Origin of the sequence: Collinsella sp. HCP3S3_D1 (genome assembly GCF_052064015.1) — a bacterium.
Lineage (GTDB): Bacteria > Actinomycetota > Coriobacteriia > Coriobacteriales > Coriobacteriaceae > Collinsella.
Genome location: NZ_JBQHWK010000007.1, coordinates 22,432 through 41,740 on the forward strand (window position 1 = coordinate 22,432; position 19,309 = coordinate 41,740).

Consider the following 19,309-nt stretch of genomic DNA (forward strand, 5'->3'; position numbering starts at 1 on the left):
GCCAGAAAGGGTAGGTGAAGTCATATGGCAAAAGTCCGTGTGTCCACCCTGGCCAAAGAGTTCGGCATGACCTCCAAGGAACTGATGGGTCACCTCGCCGAAATGAAGATTCCCGCTAAGTCTGCTTCCTCCGCCCTGGAGGACGCTTATGTTGCCATGGTCCGCAAGCAGCTTGCCTCGGTGATCGAGGCCCGCGCCCAGGAAGTCGAGGCCGCCAAGCAGGCCGAGGAGGAGGCTGCCGCCGCCGAGGAGGCAGCGCGTGCCGCCGAGGCCGAGCGCGAGCGCATCGCCGCCGAGAAGGCACGCGAGGAGGAGCGCCGCCAGTTTGCCGCCGCCCAGGCCGCCGAGGAGGCAGCCCGTGCCGAGGCCGAGGCCAAGAAGAAGGCCGAGCAGGAGCGCCTTGCCCGCGAGAAGGAGGAGGCTGCTCGCGAGGCCCAGCGCCGCGCCGTTCCCGCTTCCGACTCCGGTTCGCGCTTCCGTTCGCTGCTCGATCAGATCGCCGCGCAGGAGACCGTGCTCAAGGAGAAGAAGGACGCCGAGGACAAGGCCAAGGCCGAGCGCGGCAACCGTCGCGGCGGCAACAACGATCGTCGTGGCGGCCGTCGCAACGACCGCAACGCCTCCGAGAACCGCCCGCACAGCCATCGCACCAACGCCAGCAACAATGTCGCTGCCGGCATGGATTTCCCCAACCCCGATAAGCAGGGCAAGGGCAAGAAGCGCAAGGGTGGTCACAACAGCGAAGAGGACCACTACAGCCGCATGGCGCGCGAGGCCGAGGAGTACAGCCGCGAGAAGGTTCTCGAGGAGGCCCGTGCCGCCGTCGAGGAGGCCTCTCGCGAGTCCACCGGTCGCCGCAAGAAGCGCAAGGAGAAGCGCGAGCGCGAGGCCGCTAGGGCTCAGGAGGAGCGCAAGATTGAGGAGGCGCTGGCCCAGGGCGTGAACCCCGAGGAGCTCGACGCCATCAAGGTCTCCCAGGGCGTTACCGTCCAGGAGCTTGCCGAGGCGCTCGACGTTCCGGCCAACGACATCATCAAGCGCCTGTTCCTGCTGGGCACGCCGCTCACCATGACGCAGTCCATGTCCGACGACCTTGTCGAGCTCGTTGCCGACGACTTGGGCCGTCAGATCAGGATCATCACCCCCGAGGAGGAGAACACCTTCTCGTTCTACGACGATCCCGCCGACCTTAAGCCCCGCGCCCCGGTCGTCACCGTCATGGGTCACGTCGACCACGGCAAGACGAGCCTGCTCGACGCCATCCGCCACACCGGCGTCGCTGCCGGCGAGGCTGGCGGCATTACCCAGGCCATCGGCGCATCGCAGGTCATGATCAACGACCGCAAGATCACCTTCATCGATACCCCGGGCCACGCTACCTTTACGGCCATGCGTGCCCGTGGCGCCAAGGTGACCGACATCGTCATCCTGATCGTCGCCGCCGACGACGGCGTCATGCCCCAGACGGTCGAGTCGATCAACCACGCCAAGGCCGCCGGCGTTCCCATCGTCGTCGCCGTCAACAAGATCGATAAGCCCGGCGCCAACCCCGACCGCGTGCGCCAGGAACTCACCGAGTACGGCGTCATCCCCGAGGAGTGGGGCGGACAGAACATGTTCGTCAACATCTCGGCCAAGCAGAAGATCGGTATCGACGATCTTCTGGAGACCGTGCTGCTCCAGGCCGACGTGCTCGAGCTCAAGGCCAACCCCGATACCTTCGCCTCGGGCAACGTCCTCGAGGCCAAGCTCGACAAGGGCCGCGGCTCGGTCGCTACCGTGCTCGTGACCCGCGGTACCCTGCACGTGGGCGATACGCTGGTCGCCGGCCTCACCTATGGCCGCGTTCGCGCCATGCTCGACCCCAAGGGCCGCGCCGTCACCGAGGCCGGTCCCTCCGACGCCGTCGAGATCCTGGGCCTGCAGTCCGTCCCCAACGCCGGCGACGAGTTCCGCGTGTTCGAGGACGAGCGTGAGGCGCGCGCCCTGGCCGATGAGCGCTCGCTCAAGGCCCGCATCGAGGAGCAGAGCCGCGTGAAGCACGTCACGCTCGAGAACCTCTTCGAGACCATCGCCGACGCCGAGGTCAAGGAGCTCAACCTGATCATCAAGGCCGACGTCCAGGGCTCCATCGAGGCCCTTCAGGACTCGCTCGACAAGATGGATCAGTCCGAGGTCCGCATCAACACGATCCACTCCGCGGTCGGTGCCATCAACGAGACCGACGTCGTCCTGGCCGACGCCTCCAACGCCATCATTATTGGCTTTGGCGTGCGTCCCGACGGTAAGGCCCGCTCCGCTGCCGAGCGCGAGGGCGTCGAGATTCGTTGCTACGACGTTATCTACAAGTGCCTCGAGGAGCTCGACGCTGCCCGTATCGGCATGCTCAAGCCCACCGAGGTCGAGGTCTCCACGGGTACTGCGACCGTCCTGGACACCTTTAAGGTGCCCAAAGTCGGTATCGCCGCCGGTGTCCGCGTCGAGGAGGGCGAGATCGCCGCGACCGATTCCGTGCGCCTGGTGCGCGACGGCATCGTTGTCTTTAACGGTAAGATCGCCTCGATGCGCCACTACAAGGACGAGGCCAAGAGCCTCAAGAGCGGTTCCGAGGGCGGCATTGGCCTGGAGAACTTCCAGGACATCAAGCCCGGCGACCAGATCGAGGGTTACCGTATCGACCAGGTTGCCCGTACCGAGTAGGGGGTAGCGCTATGAAGCAAACGCAGGCAACCCGCCGTCTGGGCGAGCAGCTTCGCGAGAAGCTCGGTTATATCCTTCTCTTTGAGGTTTCCGATCCGCGTCTCGACCTGGTCACCCTGACCGCGGTCGAGGTCGCGGTGGACCGTTCGTTCGCGCGCGTGTACGTGTCATGCGATGCGAGCCGCTACGATGAGGTCATGGAGGCGCTCGCCAGCGCCAAGGGCCGCATTCGCAGCCTGTTGGCTCGCTCGCTCGACTGGCGCGTCACGCCCGAGCTCGATTTTCGCATCGATCGCTCGACCGATGAGGCCGAGCGCATTACGCGTGCGCTGGAGAATGTCCCGGCCACGCTGGCGATCGAAAAGGACGAGGACGGCTATCCCATAGCGGATGCCGCCCAGGAGGCAGCTTTAGATGACTAATTCCGCCGACCTCGTCTCGTGCGAGTCTGCAGATATTAAACGACGCATCCTCGAGCTTATCGAGGGTGCGTCCTCCATTGCGATCTCGGGTCATACCTCTCCCGACGGCGATGCCCTGGGCTCCGTGTTGGGCTTGGGTCTCTCGCTCATGAAGGCGTTCCCCGACAAGGACATCGCGCTGCTGCTCGCAGACGACGATCCCGTTCCGCGTATTTACCGCTTTATGGAAGGCGCCGATCGTCTGGTGCCGGCTTCGAGCTTTACGGGCGATCCCGACCTGTTTATCTCGGTGGATGTGCCGGTTGTCGAGCGTCTGAACAACTCGGCCGACGTGCTCCGCCGCTCCAAACATGTGGTGTGCTTTGACCACCATCCGGCGCGCGAGGAGTTTGCCGAGGTAAGCCTGAGGCGTGTCGATGCTGCGGCGTGCGCCATGATCATCGACCGCTTTCTGGATGATTGCGGCATTGTCGTTCGCGATCGCATCGCCACCTGTCTGCTCTGTGGCCTGGTTACCGATACCGGTCGTTTTCAGTATCAGAATGCCGATGCCGCTGCGTTCCATGCGGCTTCGCGCCTGGTGGCGCACGGTGCCGACCCGGCGCGTGTCGCGCTCGAGGTCTATCAGAGCATGCGCGTCGAGTTCTTGCACCTCAAGTCCATCGTCATGGGCCGCATCAAGACGGTCGCGCACGGGCGCGTGGCGTATAGCTACGCGTACGAAAGCGACCTTAAGGAATGTGGCGTCACCTCGGATGAGTGCGACGGCTTGGTCGATGTGGTGCGCTCGGTGATGGGTGTCGAGGTCTGCCTGTTCCTTAAGGGCATCGAGGGCGATACCAAGGTGCGCGGAAACCTGCGCTCCAAGGGCGACATGGATGTCTCCGAGATTGCGGCCAACTTTGGCGGAGGCGGACATCACGCTGCTGCCGGCTTTACCAATAACGGAACGATTTTCGAGACGCTCACCGCGGCACTTCCCATGCTGGCCGAGCTGGTGGGGGAGGATCCCGCTTCGGTGATCGTCGAGCTCTAACTTTTTGGATGGTACATGGCTCGTCGTACGCCTTCTCAATTGAATATGCTGCTCGCCGTCGATAAACCGGTGGGCTGCACGTCCCACGACGTGGTATCGCGGTGCCGGCGCGCCCTCCATGAGCGGCGCGTCGGTCATGCCGGCACGCTCGACCCCATGGCGTCGGGTGTCATGGTGGTGGGCGTGGGCCAGGCTACGCGTCTGCTGGGCATGCTTACCCTCGATACCAAAAGTTACGTCGCCGATATCTCGTTTGGCGCCGAGACCAATACCGACGATGCGGAAGGCGAGGCCATCCGTACGGTTGCCATTGCACCCGAGCTGCGCGATCCGGCCTATGCCCGTGAGCGCTTGAGCGCCATGCTGGGCCCTCAGATGCAGATCCCGCCGGCGTTTTCGGCTATTTCGGTCAACGGCGTGCGCGCCTATAAGTCTGCACGTGAGGGCAATGCCGTTGAGTTGCCTGCGCGCCCGGTCGAGGTATATTCTGCCGACCTGATCGCCGTGAGTGGCGAGGGCGATTCCTGCATTTGGACCGTTGCCTTCTCGGTGAGCAAGGGCACCTATATCCGTGCGCTCGCTCGCGACCTGGGTCGCGCCTGCGATAGTGCCGCGCATATTTCCGCGCTGCGCCGTACCGCTTCTGGCATTGTCTCCATCGGCGCCTGCCATGCGGTCGAGGAACTTTCTGCCGAGTCCGCTGCCGGCTTTGCCTTGGACCCCATTTCGGCCCTCGGCGCCACGCGTGTCGACTTGCCGGGCAATCTTGCGGACGATCTGCTGTGCGGACGTCGTACTCCTATTGATCGCGCGCTCGCCGGCTTCGATGTGTCTAAGGCACCGTTTGCGCTGGTGCTCGATGGCGAGCTCAAGGCTTTGGCTCGTATCGAGGATGGTCGCTTTGTGATGGAGCACGTCTTTCCGCAGGCGATCGGCGGTGTTCGATGATGCTGGACCCTCGCGAGCTCGCGCGCACATTTTTTGTGGGCGCGGCGGCGGAGGCCCGCATCGTTTTGCCTGATGCTTTTGGTGACTGCGAGTCTATGGGTGCCGCCTCGATTGCCATCGGCGTGTTCGATGGCGTGCATAGGGGACATCGTGAGCTGATCGACGCGGTCATTCGCGATGCGCGCGTCCACGGCTGCAAAGCGGTAGTCGTAACGTTTGACCCTGATCCAGATGTTGTGGTGAGCCCTGCGCCCGCTCAAAAATTGATGACGACGGCCGACCGCCTGCATGCCTTGGCTCAGACTGGGGTCGATGCCGTGGTGGCTGTTCCCTTTACGCCTGCGGTAGCGTCGCTCGACCACGTGGGCTTTCTTGAGCTGTTGGCGCATGTTGTCGACATTCGCTCCATTCGCGTTGGCAGCGATTTTAGGCTGGGCCGCGGCGGTGCCTCGGGCGTTGTCGAGATGCAGGCATGGGGTGTCGAGCGCGGTGTTGACGTGTATGGGCACAATTTGCTGTGCGAGGCCGGCGAGGCTATCTGCGCCACCCGCATTCGACGTGAGCTGAGCGTGGGCCACGTTGAGCTGGCAGCCGATCTACTCGGCCGTCCCTATATGGTGCGCGGCGGCGTGATCCGCGGCCGCCACGAGGGCTCCGATATGGGATTTCCTACGGCAAACCTGCTGGTGCCAAATGGAATCCAGCTGCCTGCCGATGGCGTCTACGAGGGCCTTGTGCTGGTCGACGATACCGTGTGGCCCGCTGCCGTCAACGTGGGCCTGCCGCCGACGTATGCCGACGATGCCGCTTCGGCGCATCTCGAGGCCAACTTGATCGGGTATGCGGGCGACCTGTATGGACGTTCGGTTTCGTTGGCGTTTACGCGTTGGCTGCGTCCTTCGCGCGTGTTCGATTCGCTGGACGAGCTTATCGCGACCGTCGAGGGTAATATTGACGATATCCGTCATAACTTGGGTGAGCAGGGGGTGAGCATCCGTGATTAGCGATGAGGAGAAAGACCAGGTGCGCGCTGCGTCCGACCTGGTTGCCATTGTGCAGGAAACGGTTGAGCTCAAGCCCCGCGGCCATGAGTTTTGGGGTTGCTGCCCCTTCCATGGCGAAAAGACCCCATCGTTTCACATTATCCCCGCTACGCAGGTGTGGCACTGCTTTGGCTGTGGCGAGGGCGGCGACGTCTTCACCTACATCATGAAGCGCGAGAACCTGAGCTTTCCCGAGTCGATTCGCTACCTGGCCGATCGTGCCGGCATTGAGCTGCACGATACCGGCGCGCAGCGCGATCGCGGCACCAAGCGCGCCCGCATCTATGACCTCTGCGCCGAGACGGCCCAGTTCTATCACACCATGCTCATGCGCGGTAAGGACAGCCGTCCGCGTGAGTACTTTGCCAGCCGCGGTATGGGTGGCGACGTCTGCCGTCGCTACTGCCTGGGCTTTGCGCCGGGTCGCAATATGTTGGTGGCCCATCTGTCGCAGAAGGGCTTTACCCCGCAGGAGATGATCGACGCCAACGTGGCCGTGAGCCGCGGGCGCGGACAGCTTGCCGATCGTTTTTACGACCGCGTGATGTTTCCCATCTTTGACGAACAGGGTCATAACATCGCCTTTGGCGGTCGTATTATGGGCGACGGCCAACCCAAGTACCTCAACACCGCCGAGACGAGTGTGTTTCATAAAAAGAGAAACCTCTACGGCTTTAACTGGGCCAAGGAGTTTATCGTCGCGCAGGATACCGCCATCGTGGTGGAGGGATATACCGACTGCATCGCCTGCTGGGAGGCGGGGATCAAAAACGTCGTCGCCACGCTGGGCACGGCGCTGACGGAACATCACGTAAAGACGCTTACCCGTTTTGCCAAGCGCATCGTGTATATGTTCGATGGTGACGCCGCCGGTCAAAAGGCCGCGCGCCGCGCGATTCAGTTTATCGAGCAGGACTCGATGGACCTGCGCTGCGTGGTGCTTCCCGACGGCAACGACCCTATGGAGTTCATCTCCGCGCATGGTGGCGAGGCACTGCAGGCGCGTATCGACGCCGCCGAGCCCCTCATGGACTTTGTGTACCGCTCACTGCAGGAGTCGAGCGACATTACCACGCCGGGCGGTCGCGCCAAGGCGCTCGAGGATGCGCTGACGCTCATCTATCCGCTGCGCGATAGCTACATGATCGATACGTACTTTATCCAGATCGCCGACCTTCTGGGCCTGGATTTGGAGACGGTACGCTCGAGCTCGGGCCGTGTGTTTCGCGATGTCGCCAAACGCGAGGACGCCGAGCGTCGTCGCGAGCAGAACTACGAGCGCCAGCGGGCACAGACCGAGCGCGCAGGCAGCGCGGGCGGTCGGGTGTCCGGTCCGCAGGGGGCATCTCGCGGCGCCTGGGCGTCGGGGACGACGCCGCCGGTATCCGCACCGGTCGAGGAGGAACCGTACGACTATGTGCCGCTCGAGGCCTACGGGGCCGCGCCGGTCGAGGTCGTCGACGATATGCCGCCGATCGATGTGCCTGCTGGCATGGACGCGGCGCCCGCGGGGTCTGCTTCGACCGCTTCCGTTCCGGCGACGCCGATTGTGCTGACCGATCTGGAGCGGAAGTCTCTGGCGGGGGAGCGCGAGCTGTTGACGATGCTCACCAGCTACCCCGACCTATTCCGCACGTACACCGATCGCATCTGCTCGATTGAGTGGGTAGACCCCCGTCACGAGTCCATCGCGTGGGCCGTGCTCGCGACGCCGCCGGGCACCGACCCCGCGGCGTGCATGGACGCCGCGCGCGCGGTGTGTCCCGAGGCGGCTTCGCTTGTCAGCGCCGGGCGCATCTCGGCGACGAGCAAGCACCCCACCGAGACGAACATCGTCTTTATGCTCGATACGCTTGAGCTTTACACCATCAAGCGCCGTATGCGGGCTGCTCAGGCCAAGCTGCGCCAGGACCGGTCGCTCGACGATGACGCGCGCCGTGCATTGACCATGCAGGCCGCGCAGGATTCTTTGCGCCAGCGCGAGCTCCAGAAATCGATTGGCGGCGTGGCCGATCCGTTCCGGTTGATTGGTTTGGAGGCCGCGGGTCCCGATCAGGCCTAGATGTTGTGGTCAATCGGCATGTTATCTGCTATATCCAGTCTGAATTTTGGGTATAGACGTGTAAGTGTGTGCTAAAGTAATGTGTCCTGTGGACTACGAAGGGAGAATCTGTGCCAAATAAGACTGAGAGCACGGGTACTGGGCTGGAATCCTACGTTGCTAAGCTCATGGGCAACGGCTCAAACAGGACTTCGGTAACCGAGGACGAGATCCAGGTCGTCCTGAAGGATATCGATGTTTCTGACGAGCAGCTCAACGCGGTCTATTCCGCGCTGCGCAACAGCGGCATCCAGATTATCTCCGCGAGCGGAAACGACGACGCCCCCATGGACGTCGACGATGACGATAACGATACCGACGATTTCGATGACGACGAGGAGCACGATTCCGGCTCGCTCGACGATCACGAGCTTAAGATGGCCCGTCAGGCCGATGTCGAGATGGGTTCTTGCAAGAGCAAAAAGAAGCGCACCGTCCGCACGTCCCGCTCGCGTTCTCGCGTGCGTGGCATCGATGCCTCCACGGTGATGCTGACCGGTGACCCGGTTCGAATGTACCTTAAGGAGATCGGCAAAGTCGACCTGCTGACCGCCTCCGAAGAGGTCGATCTGGCCATGAAGATCGAGGCCGGTCTCGAGGCCACCGAGAAGCTCGAGGCCGCCGAGGCGGGCGAGATCGAGCTCACCCGCGCCGAGATGCGTCGTCTGACTCGTATCGAGAACGTGGGCCTCGAGGCCAAGCAGGCGCTCATCAGCGCCAACCTCCGTCTGGTCGTCTCCATCGCCAAGCGCTACGTCGGTCGCGGCATGCTGTTCCTGGATCTGATCCAGGAGGGCAACCTCGGTCTGATCCGCGCCGTCGAGAAGTTCGACTACCAGAAGGGCTTCAAGTTCTCCACGTACGCTACGTGGTGGATCCGTCAGGCCATCACGCGCGCCATCGCCGACCAGGCCCGTACCATCCGTATTCCCGTGCACATGGTCGAGACCATCAACAAGCTTGTCCGCGTGCAGCGCCAGCTCCTCCAGGATCTGGGTCGCGACCCGACCCCCGAGGAGATCGGTGCCGAGATGGACATGAGTGCCGACCGCGTCCGCGAGATTCAGAAGATCTCGCAGGAGCCCGTGTCGCTCGAGACTCCTATCGGCGAGGAAGAGGATTCCCAGCTGGGCGACTTTATCGAGGACTCCCAGGCCATCGTTCCGCCCGATGCCGCCAGCTTCTCCATGCTGCAGGAGCAGCTCACCCAGGTGCTCGACTCGCTTGCCGATCGTGAGCGCAAGGTTATTGAGCTGCGCTTTGGACTTGTCGACGGACATCCCCGCACGCTCGAGGAAGTCGGCCGCGAGTTTGGCGTCACGCGCGAGCGCATCCGCCAGATCGAGTCCAAGACCCTGGCCAAGCTCCGCCACCCCAGCCGCAGCAGCAAGCTCAAAGACTATATCGAAAGCTAGTTAAGCAAGAAGCGCCCTCAAGCACATCCGCTTGAGGGCGCTTTCATGTAACAAGGGCCGGCAGTTGGGGCACGGGTAGTCTTTTTGGGACGGGGCTTTTTTAGCTGCCCTATCTCAATGCGTGGCTCAAGCGTTAAAGGCCCCAGATTGGGTAGCTAAAAAAGCCCCGTCCCAAAAAGACTACCCTGGGCGTCAGGTTGATTAGTCGTTGGGGACGTTCTTGAATGACTAGTCGTTTAAGAACGTCCCCAACGACTGGGTCGGAAAATTTCTTAAAAAAGTTCTTGCCCTGAGCTGATTCGTCCGTATAATAAACTTCGTTGCTTGAGAGCATGCACCTATTCCTCGGTAGCTCAATGGTAGAGCACGCGGCTGTTAACCGCGCTGTTGTAGGTTCGAGTCCTACCCGGGGAGCCAGAATTTCTCAGCCCAATCTGCTGGGCTTTAAATTCCTCGGTAGCTCAATGGTAGAGCACGCGGCTGTTAACCGCGCTGTTGTAGGTTCGAGTCCTACCCGGGGAGCCAGATTGTGAAACCCGTCGCTTTTGCGGCGGGTTTTTTCATGCCGCGATTGCTTAACGCAAACGTTGCCATATCAACATTTCGTGTCGAGGATGTAATCCCGCGACCCACCACCTCAACATGGCGCGGTCGTTGTAGAATATTGCAATGATTGCTCCCACGACATGGTGCCGCGAGCACCAGATAAGGAGATTCTTGTGTCTGAGACCATTAACGGCAGCCTGAGCGTCTCGAACGACGTTATTGCCGATATTGCCGGTTATGCCGCGATGACGTGCTATGGCGTCGTCGGTATGGCCGAGCAGCTCCAGGGCGCCGAGAGCGTGCGCCTGCTTGCCGGTCAGCGCCTCCGCAAGGGCGTGCTTGTCTCCGCCGACGAGAACGGCCTTACGGTCGACCTTCACGTCGTGCTCGAGAACGGCGTCAACATGAAGTCCGTCTGCCACAATCTTTCGAGCTCCGTTGCTTTCACCCTGCAGGAGATCGCCCAGATCGATCCCGCCAGCCTTAAGATCGGCATTCACATCGACGCGCTTAAGAGCCGTCTGAACTAGCATCCGAAAACGGAGATTCAAATACTCATGATTGTAAAGACCATTCGCACCTGTTTTCCGATCGCTGCGGCTGCCGTTTCCGACAAGGCCGAGGAGATCAATAAACTCAACGTCTTTCCCGTGCCCGACGGCGACACCGGCACCAACATGTCGCTCACGCTCGCCTCGGTGACCAAGGAGCTTTCCGCCCTTCCCGCCGATGCCGATATGGAGGCCATCGCCGGCGCCATCACCCACGGCTCCCTCATGGGCGCCCGCGGCAACTCCGGCGTTATCACCTCGCAGATCCTGCGCGGCGTGGCCGAGGGCCTCGTCTCTGTCGATGAGCCCATCACGTCTGCCGACATCGCGCATGCTTTCCGTCGCGCCGTCAAGGTCGCCTTCCAGGCCGTCCGCAAGCCCATCGAGGGCACGATTCTTACGGTCCTGCGCGACGTCTCGACCAAGGCCGACGAGTGCGAGAAGAAGAAGTTCTCGGCCGAGGACGCGCTCGACGCCATCGTCGTCGAGGCCTACCAGTCTGTGGCTCGCACGCCCGATCTGCTGCCCGTTCTGAAGGAGAACGGCGTGGTCGACTCCGGCGCCTTTGGCTTTGCCATCTTCCTGGAAAACTTTGTTGCCGCTGCTCTGGGCCGCAGCACCGTTGTCGAGGATTTCTCCACCACGTTTGATTCCGCTGGCTCTGCCCGCGATGCGGCCCTCGGTCGCGTCGAGATCGAGGCCAACGACGACTGGGAGGGCTCGGAGTTCCGCTACTGCAACGAGTTCCTCTTTAAGGCCGACGCCCCGTTTGACGAGGACGAGTGCCTTAAGTTCCTGGGTTCCATGGGCGACTGCGAGCTGCTCGTGGGCGCCTACCCCGACTACAAGATCCACGTGCACTCCAACACCCCCAACCTGGTGCTCGAGCACATGCTGCAGCTTGGCCAGATCTACGAGGTCTTTATCCACAACATGGAGATGGAGGCCCACGACCGTACCGCTAAGATCCACGAGGACCAGGAAAAGGCCGCCGAGCCCGCCAAGGCCCTGGGTTTTGTCGCCGTTGCCGCCGGTTCCGGTGAGGCCGACATCCTCAAGTCCCTCGGCGTTGACGTAGTCGTTTCGGGTGGCCAGACCATGAACCCCTCGACCGCCGACCTGTTGGGCGCGGTGGACCAGGTCAACGCGACTTCGGTCATCATCCTGCCCAATAACGGCAATATCCGTATGGCTGCCGAGGCTGCCGCTTCTGCCTGCACCGACAAAAAGGTCGCCGTGGTTCCCACCAAGACCGTTCCGCAGGCGTTCTCCGCTCTGTTCGCGGTGCTGCCCGATTCCGAGCTCGAGGACGCCGTCGCCGCCATGGTCGATGCCATCAGCGAGGTTCGCGATGGCGAGGTCACCCGTGCCGTGCGCGATTCCAGCGCCTCTGACGGCTCGCCGATTCACTCCGGTGACGTCATGGGTATCATTGCCGGCTCCATCGACGTGGTCGGCTCCGATGTGAAGCAGGTAACGCTCGACTGCATCAACCGCATGCAGGAGGAAGAGGAGGGCGACGCGCTGACGATTCTGGCCGGCGAGGAGCTGTCCGATGAGGCCTTCCAGGAGATCGTCGACGCCATCGAGGAGGCTCAGCCCGACCTGGAGATTGACGCCCATCGTGGCGAGCAGCCGCTCTATCCCGTGATCTTCTCGATCGAGTAGGCATCTGCCCATGTCCGAGCTGTGCTCCGTGCCGCGCGTCTCGGAGCGCTTTGCCCAGAGCAATGCGCTCGACGAGGATATCGCGCGACTCAAATATGTTTCGGGTAAACGTGAGGAGGCCCTTCGCCGTCTGGGAATTAGGACGGTGGGGGACCTCCTTCTCCATATCCCTCATCGATATCTGGACTTTACACGCTCCTGGTCCATCGAGATGGCGCCTATCGGTACGGTGTGCACGATCGTCGCCACGGTCGATCGTATCGTTCAAAAGCAGCCCCGCCCGCGTATGCAGGTTACCGAGGTCTCGCTTGTGGACGAGACGGGCGTGCTGCAAGTCGCTTTTTTCCGCCAGCCCTGGATTGCCCAGCAGCTCAAGCAGGGCGACCGCCTGGCCGTGATGGGTAAGGTCGAATTTGCCTATGGCTTTAAGCAGATGGCCTCGCCGCATTTCGAAAAGCTCGAGGACGGGCGTGCCGCGGGCACCATCCTGCCGGTTCACTATGTGAGCGACGGTGTGAGCCAGGCTTGGATGCGCCGTATCGTGAGCGGCGCGCTCGAGATTGTCGGCAATCCCTTCGACCCGATTCCCGCGCCCCTGCGCGCCAAGCGCCGCCTTATGAGCAGCGCCCGTGCGCTGCGTTCGATTCACTTTCCCTCAAGTATGGCCGAGCGCGATATCGCGCGCGCACGGCTTGCCTATGAGGAATGCCTCTATCTTCAGCTGGCGCTTCGTCTGCGCAACGACGGCGGTATGGTCGAGGTGGTTCCCTACACCCATACCGCGGGTGGTCATTTGACGGCGCTTAGGCGGGCCCTGCCGTTTTCGCTGAGCGACGAGCAGGAGGCCGCGTTCCAAGACATCCTGCATGACATGTGCGATGGCGACCACGTGATGAACCGCTTGCTGCTGGGCGATGTCGGTACCGGCAAGACCGCCGTCGCCGCCTGCGCGCTGGCAGTCGCGGCCGATTCGGGTACCCAGTCCTGCGTCATGGCACCCACGGGCGTGCTGGCGCGTCAATATGCCGATAAGACCGGCCCTTTGCTCTCGCAGGCCGGTATGTCCTGGGCGCTCCTGACGGGTGCTACCCCGGCCGCCGAGCGCGAGCGCATCCATGCACGGCTGCAGTCTGGTGAGCTCAATGTGCTCTTTGGTACCCATGCGGTCCTTTCGGATAACGTAACGTTTAAACATCTTTCACTCGTCGTTATCGACGAGCAGCATCGGTTTGGCGTGGGGCAGCGCAATGCCCTGCGTGCCAAAGGCCCAGGTGCGGACTTGCTCGTTATGACGGCCACGCCTATTCCGCGCACACTGGCGCTTTCGGTCTATGGCGACCTGGACACGTCCATCATTCGTCATCGCCCCGTCCCCGGGGCCGGCGTCTCGACGCGCGTGCTCACCGAGTCGAGCCGCGACCTGGCCTACGGTGCCATTCGCGAGGCGCATGCCCAAGGACAGCAGGCTTACGTTATCTGCCCGCTTGTGGAGCCGAGTGACTCCGCGGACGATTTGGAAGACGTTCCCGGCATTGCTCGCGACGATGAAGGTCGCGTGACGGTGCCCGTGCCGTTGCACGACACCGCGACCGAGCTCGACCGCCTGCGTCTGGCATTGCCGGGGCTTTCCGTCGAGCGTCTTCACGGCCGCATGCCGGCGGGGGAGAAGGACCGCGTGATCGACGCCTTTAAGCGCGGCGAGATCGACGTGCTCGTCTCGACTACGGTGGTCGAGGTGGGCGTCGACGTGCCCAACGCCACCGTCATGGTTATCGAGAACGGCGAGCGCTTTGGCTTGGCGGCCCTGCATCAGCTTAGAGGCCGCGTGGGCCGCGGCAGCGTGTCGGGCACGTGCCTGGTCATGACGCATTCCAAGGGCAATGGCGGTGTGTCTGCTGCGCAAGACCGCCTGCGGGCGCTCGAAAAGACCGCTGACGGTTTTGCACTTGCGCAGATGGACCTGCGTTTGCGCCACGAGGGCGAAATCTTGGGTTATCGCCAACATGGCGGTGTGACCCTGCGTTTTGTGGACCTGGACGCCGACGAGGATCTTATCGAATGGGCCCATTTGGACGCGGTCGAGCTCTTGCGGTATGCTTGCAACCTTGACTCCGTGGCGACGCGTCCCTTGCGCGATGCGGTCGCCACGCGTTATCGACATATCTTCAAGGAGGTCAGCGGAGGATGAGAATCATCGGCGGTGAATGGCGCGGCCGCAAGATCGAAGAGCCGCGTGGGCGCGATGTCACCCGTCCCACGACCGACCGCGTGCGCGAGGCATGTGCGTCCATGGTCATGTCGGCATTCGATTTCGATCTGGACGAGGTCCGCGTGCTGGATGCCTTTGGCGGCTCCGGTGCCTTGGGAATCGAGATGCTCTCGCGCGGCGCTCGCTCGCTCATCACGTTCGAGATCGATCGCAATGCCGCCCGACTGATCACTAAGAATATCGAGTCGCTGTGTCGCGACCGCTCGCGTTGGCGCGTCGTTACCGGCGATGTGTTGGCGAGCGCCTCGCGCGGCCGTGTTCCGGGTGGCCCCTTTGATCTGGTCCTGCTCGATCCACCCTATGCCTTTGGTGCCGAGCCGGTCGAGGAGCTGCTGCGCAATCTTGCCCAGCAGGGCTTGCTGGCACCAGGGGCCTTTGCCCTGTTTGAGCATGCCGCAAGCGACGCGGGCGCTCATCCGGCTGGTTTTGAGACCGTGCGAGAGAAACGCTACGGCATTACCTCGGTTGACTTGCTGCGCTGGGTGGCCGCGGACGAGTGCGACCATGCTAATGACAGCGATATTGACGAGGACGTGCCTCTGGAGGATACCCATGAATGACACTATCAACCGCGTGATCGTTCCGGGTACGTTTGACCCCATCACGTTTGGTCACATCGATGTAATCCGCCGCGCCCGCCGCATTTTTCCCAGCGTGATTGTCGCCGTGGCGGAGTCGCAGGGCAAAAACGGCGTGGGTACCACCTTTATGCTCGATGAGCGCGTGGCGTTGGCCCGCGAGGCCCTGGGCGATATTGACGGTGTCGAGGTACTGCCCTTTACCGGCCTGTTGGTCGATTTTGCCCGTGAGCAGGGTGCGGGTGCTGTGGTCAAGGGCCTGCGCGCCATGACCGACTTTGAGTACGAGCTGCAGCAGGCGGACCTCAACTATCGCCTGGACAACGAGCTTGAGTCCATTTTTGTCATGAGTGCGCCGCAGTACGGCTATATCTCGAGCTCGGTGGTTCGTCAGATCGCATCGCTCGGAAGCGATGTGTCGACGTTTGTGCCGCCCAATGTGGTCGAAGCGCTTAAACATCGCTTTTCGTGACGTTTCATATTGCCTGATGGCATGTGGTAAACTAACACGATGACATGTTACCTATGAAAGGAGACCGGATGCCGGGCGAGAATTTTCCTGGCGACAGGATCGTGAGCCTTGTCGAGGAGCTCGAGGGGCTCATCGAAGAGGCTAAGACGCCGTTCGGCAAGAATGCCCAGATGAAGGTTATCGATGCCGACGTCTTCTTTAACATCCTTGACGAGATCCGTATGAGCTATCCCGAGGAGTGGCAGAAGTCCCGTCGCATCCTCAAGGAGCGCGACGAGCTTATGGCTTCCGCCGCCGCTCAGGCCGATTCCATCATTGCCGATGCTCAGCAGCAGGCACTCACCATTGCCGGTGAGCAGGAGATCGTCCGCTTGGCGCAGCAGCAGGCCGACGATATCCGTGATCGTGCCCAGCAGTACGAGCGCGAGACGCGCTATGCGGCTGAGGATTATGCCGAGCAGGTCTTTACGCATCTCGAGGAGAACCTCAAGAGCCTGACCGGCACCGTTACCCGTTGCCGTCAGCAGCTCAACGAGGGTGCCGCCCAGCAGAACGGTCAGTGGTAATGGCTGAGTTCCCGAGCGTTACCGTCGATCTTTCCGAGCAGCTCGAGTTTCCCGGAGACTCGTATCCGCTGACCGGCAAGGTCGATGTCGCCACCTACACGGTGGGCGAGAAGGAGTACCAGCTGCAGGACGGCATTGCTTACGACGTGGTTTTTACCAATGCGGGCACCGGTGTTCTGCTCTCCGGCATGGTTCGAGCGCACGTCACCGGCGAATGCGACCGCTGCCTTGAGCTCGCCTCGTTTGATATCGCCGGCGAGATCGAGGAGTTCTATCTCTTTGAGGAGCCCGAGGATCCCGAGGCCTACGAGGACGGTTACGAGCTTTTGGGCGAGGACCGCATTGTCGATCTGGGGGAGCCCATTAACGACGCCGTTGTCATGGACACGCCGTTTGTGGTGCTCTGCAAGCCCGATTGCCGCGGCCTGTGCCCCACCTGCGGGATCAATCTCAACGTCGAGCAATGCGATTGCGCCGCCCAGGCCGAGGCCGAATGGGCCGCTGCCACGGAAAATCCATTTGCAGCATTGAAGAATCTCAATCTTGATGAGTAAAAATGTGGTAGTATCGCTACTTGCGCGTAATCGCCACACTGGATAGTTCATAAGGAAGGTCACTATGCCCGTACCTAAACAAAAGCAGGGTCGTATCCGCACCCATACCCGTCGTTCCGCCAACATGAAGATCTCGGCTGCGGCTCAGTCCACGTGCCCCCGTTGCGGCGCTGTCAAGCTCCCGCACCACGTGTGCCCCAGCTGCGGTTTCTACAAGGACCGCGAGGTTATCGTTACCGAGTAACTGTATACTCTGGATACGATGCCGTTCCAACTGGAACCACAATGGCCGGCTCAATGAGTCGGCCATTTTTGTATAAGGAGCACTTGAAATGAGTAACGTTCGCGTTTGTGTAGACGTTGTGGGCGGAGACGAGAAGCCCCAAGTTGTCCTCGACGGTATTGAGGCCGCACTTGCCGCCGATCCCGATATCGAGGTCATCGCTGTTGGCCCCGCCGATATCGTCAACCCCTTTGCCGCGGCGCACGCGCGCGTGGAGGCTCTGGAGGCCCCCGATGTCATCGCCATGGACGACGATCCCATCCGCGCCGTGATGACCAAGCGTAAGTCTTCGATCGTGCTTGCCTGCCGTGCTATTAAGAAGGGCAACGCGGACGCGTTTTTCTCCGCGGGGTCGACCGGCGCCATGACGGCTGCCGCCACCGCCTACGTGACGCCGTTTAGATATTTGGTAGAGGGTAAGAAGCAGCCGGTGCGCCCATGCCTCACCAATGCGCTGCCCAACCGCGCCGGTGGCCTTACGGTACTGTGTGACATGGGGGCCAACCCCGATGTCGAGGTCGACGACATGGTTCGCTTTGCCCAGATGGGTGCAGCCTATGCCCGCGTGGTCCTGGGCATCGAACATCCGCGTGTGGGCCTGCTTGGCAACGGCACCGAGGACGAGAAGGGTTCTAACTTTACCAAGGCGTGCTTCCCGGCTATGAAAGCCGCGGTCCCCGGTTTTGTGGGCAACTGCGAGGGCACCGATCTTACGTCGGGCAATTTTGACGTTGTGGTCGCCGACGGCATGTCGGGCAATATTGCGCTCAAGGCAACCGAGGGCGCTGCCAAGTTTTTGCTGCAAGAGCTCAAGGGCGCCTTTATGTCTTCGCTCGGCACCAAGATCGCCGCGCTGCTCATCAAAAAGCAGATGCGCCAGATGAAAGCCAAGCTCTCGGGCGATGCCAAGGGCGGCGCGATCCTGCTGGGCCTTCGCGGCGTCGTTTTGATTGGCCATGGCGCCACGTCGGCCGAAGCCGTTAAGAACGGTACGCTCGCCGCGGCTCAGGCCGTTCGAGCCGGGCTTATCGAAAGCATTGCCAATTCCATGGAAGGTATCGTTTAGCAAGAGCTCCGTTACGTGGCTCAAGCTATGCATCGTGGGGTAGAATCGGAGCCGTGCTGCAATGCGGCTTCCGCCCGCGCGACACATTGTATTCCACGACTTATGAGAGGATGCGCTATGGATCGCTCCGAAATCTTTGACAAGATCGCCGAGGTCGCTGCCGACGTGCTGGGCGTCGACGTTGCCGAGATCAGTGATGAGACGACTTTTGATGACCTCGATGCCAATTCGCTCGAGCGCCTGCAGCTGGTGACGGCCATCGAGGACGAGTTTGACCTCGAGATCGATGACGAGACCCTGTTGTCGCTCACCTCCGTTGCCGACGCCGTCGACGCTATCGAAAACGCCAGGGAGGCCTAGGTCTTGGCTTTATCTCAACGACTCACGCGCGCTCAGGAAATCCTGGGCCATGAGTTTAATAACAAGGTGCTGCTACGCGCGGCGCTCACCCACCCCTCGGCAGTAGAGGGGCAGCCGGTCTCTGCCAGCTATGAGCGGCTTGAGTTTTTGGGTGACTCCATTCTGGGCGCCGTGGTTGCCCGTTCGCTCTTTGAGTCTTATCCCGAGTTCGATGAAGGCAAGCTCACGCGTCTGAAGGTATCGCTTGTTTCGGGTGCCACGCTGTCCGAGGTTTCGCACGAGCTGGGCATCGACGACATCATCATCTTTGGCGCCTCCGAGACCGGTACCGGCGCGCGTGGCCTTAACTCGGCGCTCGAGAACGTCTATGAGTCGCTCGTGGGTGCGTTGTACCTCGATGCCGGCTGGGATGCGGCGGCGGAGTTCATCCACCGCACGCTTAAGCCCCATTTGGCCTCCGAGCGTGCCGAGCACCCCGCGAACCCCAAGTCGTTCTTGCAGGAGTGCGTGCAGGCAGACGGTCACGAGCCCCCGGCATACAAGCTGGTAGGCTCCGAGGGCCCGGCACATGCGCCCACCTTTACCGCCGTGGTGCTTGTCGACGGTATCCGTCAGGGCCGCGGCACCGGCGCCTCTAAGAAAGAGGCCGAGGGAGCCGCTGCACTCGAGGCGCTCGACCGCATGGGTTACACCACCAACGGTGTGATTCTCAACAAGAAGCCCGTTTAAGC

At 61.9% G+C, this 19,309-nt stretch carries 18 protein-coding genes and 2 tRNA genes; all 20 read left to right on the forward strand.

The window, feature by feature from the left end:
- Window positions 1–24: 24 nt before the first annotated feature.
- Window positions 25–2,700: a translation initiation factor IF-2 gene (gene infB / locus ACTNDJ_RS03460; protein ID WP_441033496.1), complete on the forward strand. Its 2,676-nt coding sequence runs from the start codon at window positions 25–27 to the stop codon at window positions 2,698–2,700.
- Window positions 2,701–2,711: 11 nt separating this feature from the next.
- Entirely contained in the window at window positions 2,712–3,122 is a 411-nt protein-coding gene (gene rbfA / locus ACTNDJ_RS03465; protein WP_006234038.1) for a 30S ribosome-binding factor RbfA, read from the forward strand.
- A complete protein-coding gene (locus ACTNDJ_RS03470; protein WP_441083333.1) occupies window positions 3,115–4,158 on the forward strand; it encodes a DHH family phosphoesterase in 1,044 nt (347 codons plus the stop codon). The genes rbfA and ACTNDJ_RS03470 overlap by 8 nt, the downstream gene beginning before the upstream one ends.
- A gap of 15 nt (window positions 4,159–4,173) precedes the next feature.
- On the forward strand, window positions 4,174–5,106 hold the full coding sequence (gene truB, locus ACTNDJ_RS03475) for a tRNA pseudouridine(55) synthase TruB (RefSeq protein ID WP_441083334.1): 933 nt from the start codon (window positions 4,174–4,176) through the stop codon (window positions 5,104–5,106).
- Complete coding sequence (gene ribF, locus ACTNDJ_RS03480) at window positions 5,103–6,110, forward strand: riboflavin biosynthesis protein RibF (protein WP_441083335.1); 1,008 nt, start codon at window positions 5,103–5,105, stop codon at window positions 6,108–6,110. The genes truB and ribF overlap by 4 nt, the downstream gene beginning before the upstream one ends.
- On the forward strand, window positions 6,103–8,211 hold the full coding sequence (dnaG, locus tag ACTNDJ_RS03485; RefSeq protein WP_441063433.1) for a DNA primase: 2,109 nt from the start codon (window positions 6,103–6,105) through the stop codon (window positions 8,209–8,211). The genes ribF and dnaG overlap by 8 nt, the downstream gene beginning before the upstream one ends.
- 110 nt (window positions 8,212–8,321) lie before the next feature.
- The gene (gene rpoD / locus ACTNDJ_RS03490) at window positions 8,322–9,665 is read left to right on the forward strand and encodes an RNA polymerase sigma factor RpoD (protein ID WP_441083336.1); all 1,344 of its coding nucleotides are present in this window, start codon (window positions 8,322–8,324) and stop codon (window positions 9,663–9,665) included.
- Between the two features lie 342 nt (window positions 9,666–10,007).
- Window positions 10,008–10,082: transfer RNA gene (locus ACTNDJ_RS03495), tRNA-Asn, on the forward strand.
- Between the two features lie 33 nt (window positions 10,083–10,115).
- Window positions 10,116–10,190, forward strand: a tRNA-Asn gene (locus ACTNDJ_RS03500).
- A gap of 161 nt (window positions 10,191–10,351) precedes the next feature.
- Complete coding sequence (locus ACTNDJ_RS03505; protein ID WP_187361832.1) at window positions 10,352–10,741, forward strand: Asp23/Gls24 family envelope stress response protein; 390 nt, start codon at window positions 10,352–10,354, stop codon at window positions 10,739–10,741.
- A gap of 27 nt (window positions 10,742–10,768) precedes the next feature.
- Window positions 10,769–12,430: a DAK2 domain-containing protein gene (locus ACTNDJ_RS03510; protein WP_154515431.1), complete on the forward strand. Its 1,662-nt coding sequence runs from the start codon at window positions 10,769–10,771 to the stop codon at window positions 12,428–12,430.
- Between the two features lie 10 nt (window positions 12,431–12,440).
- Window positions 12,441–14,618, forward strand: a complete 2,178-nt coding sequence (gene recG, locus ACTNDJ_RS03515; RefSeq protein ID WP_441083337.1) for an ATP-dependent DNA helicase RecG — start codon at window positions 12,441–12,443, stop codon at window positions 14,616–14,618.
- Window positions 14,615–15,259, forward strand: coding sequence for a 16S rRNA (guanine(966)-N(2))-methyltransferase RsmD (gene rsmD, locus ACTNDJ_RS03520; RefSeq protein WP_154515437.1), 645 nt, complete (start codon window positions 14,615–14,617; stop codon window positions 15,257–15,259). Before recG ends, rsmD begins: the two co-directional genes overlap by 4 nt.
- A complete protein-coding gene (coaD, locus tag ACTNDJ_RS03525; protein ID WP_154515440.1) occupies window positions 15,252–15,749 on the forward strand; it encodes a pantetheine-phosphate adenylyltransferase in 498 nt (165 codons plus the stop codon). The genes rsmD and coaD overlap by 8 nt, the downstream gene beginning before the upstream one ends.
- Before the next feature lie 68 nt (window positions 15,750–15,817).
- The gene (locus ACTNDJ_RS03530) at window positions 15,818–16,315 is read left to right on the forward strand and encodes an ATPase (RefSeq protein ID WP_154515443.1); all 498 of its coding nucleotides are present in this window, start codon (window positions 15,818–15,820) and stop codon (window positions 16,313–16,315) included.
- Window positions 16,315–16,869 (forward strand): YceD family protein, encoded by a 555-nt coding sequence (locus tag ACTNDJ_RS03535; RefSeq protein WP_441041153.1) that lies wholly within the window; start codon window positions 16,315–16,317, stop codon window positions 16,867–16,869. Before ACTNDJ_RS03530 ends, ACTNDJ_RS03535 begins: the two co-directional genes overlap by 1 nt.
- A gap of 64 nt (window positions 16,870–16,933) precedes the next feature.
- Window positions 16,934–17,113: a 50S ribosomal protein L32 gene (rpmF, locus tag ACTNDJ_RS03540; protein ID WP_022094017.1), complete on the forward strand. Its 180-nt coding sequence runs from the start codon at window positions 16,934–16,936 to the stop codon at window positions 17,111–17,113.
- Between the two features lie 88 nt (window positions 17,114–17,201).
- Complete coding sequence (plsX, locus tag ACTNDJ_RS03545) at window positions 17,202–18,218, forward strand: phosphate acyltransferase PlsX (RefSeq protein ID WP_154515449.1); 1,017 nt, start codon at window positions 17,202–17,204, stop codon at window positions 18,216–18,218.
- Between the two features lie 117 nt (window positions 18,219–18,335).
- Window positions 18,336–18,578, forward strand: a complete 243-nt coding sequence (locus ACTNDJ_RS03550; protein ID WP_154515452.1) for an acyl carrier protein — start codon at window positions 18,336–18,338, stop codon at window positions 18,576–18,578.
- Window positions 18,579–18,581: 3 nt separating this feature from the next.
- Window positions 18,582–19,307, forward strand: coding sequence for a ribonuclease III (gene rnc, locus ACTNDJ_RS03555; RefSeq protein ID WP_154515455.1), 726 nt, complete (start codon window positions 18,582–18,584; stop codon window positions 19,305–19,307).
- Window positions 19,308–19,309: the final 2 nt, after the last annotated feature.

Bases quoted from the DNA above. Each gene is read 5' to 3' on its own strand.
- infB (WP_441033496.1), top strand. From the start codon at position 25: ATGGCAAAAGTCCGTGTGTCCACCCTGGCCAAAGAGTTCGGCATGACC.
- rbfA (WP_006234038.1), top strand. From the start codon at position 2,712: ATGAAGCAAACGCAGGCAACCCGCCGTCTGGGCGAGCAGCTTCGCGAG.
- ACTNDJ_RS03470 (WP_441083333.1), top strand. From the start codon at position 3,115: ATGACTAATTCCGCCGACCTCGTCTCGTGCGAGTCTGCAGATATTAAA.
- truB (WP_441083334.1), top strand. From the start codon at position 4,174: ATGGCTCGTCGTACGCCTTCTCAATTGAATATGCTGCTCGCCGTCGAT.
- ribF (WP_441083335.1), top strand. From the start codon at position 5,103: ATGATGCTGGACCCTCGCGAGCTCGCGCGCACATTTTTTGTGGGCGCG.
- ACTNDJ_RS03505 (WP_187361832.1), top strand. From the start codon at position 10,352: ATGGTGCCGCGAGCACCAGATAAGGAGATTCTTGTGTCTGAGACCATT.
- ACTNDJ_RS03510 (WP_154515431.1), top strand. From the start codon at position 10,769: ATGATTGTAAAGACCATTCGCACCTGTTTTCCGATCGCTGCGGCTGCC.
- recG (WP_441083337.1), top strand. From the start codon at position 12,441: ATGTCCGAGCTGTGCTCCGTGCCGCGCGTCTCGGAGCGCTTTGCCCAG.
- rsmD (WP_154515437.1), top strand. From the start codon at position 14,615: ATGAGAATCATCGGCGGTGAATGGCGCGGCCGCAAGATCGAAGAGCCG.
- coaD (WP_154515440.1), top strand. From the start codon at position 15,252: ATGAATGACACTATCAACCGCGTGATCGTTCCGGGTACGTTTGACCCC.
- ACTNDJ_RS03530 (WP_154515443.1), top strand. From the start codon at position 15,818: ATGCCGGGCGAGAATTTTCCTGGCGACAGGATCGTGAGCCTTGTCGAG.
- ACTNDJ_RS03535 (WP_441041153.1), top strand. From the start codon at position 16,315: ATGGCTGAGTTCCCGAGCGTTACCGTCGATCTTTCCGAGCAGCTCGAG.
- rpmF (WP_022094017.1), top strand. From the start codon at position 16,934: ATGCCCGTACCTAAACAAAAGCAGGGTCGTATCCGCACCCATACCCGT.
- plsX (WP_154515449.1), top strand. From the start codon at position 17,202: ATGAGTAACGTTCGCGTTTGTGTAGACGTTGTGGGCGGAGACGAGAAG.
- ACTNDJ_RS03550 (WP_154515452.1), top strand. From the start codon at position 18,336: ATGGATCGCTCCGAAATCTTTGACAAGATCGCCGAGGTCGCTGCCGAC.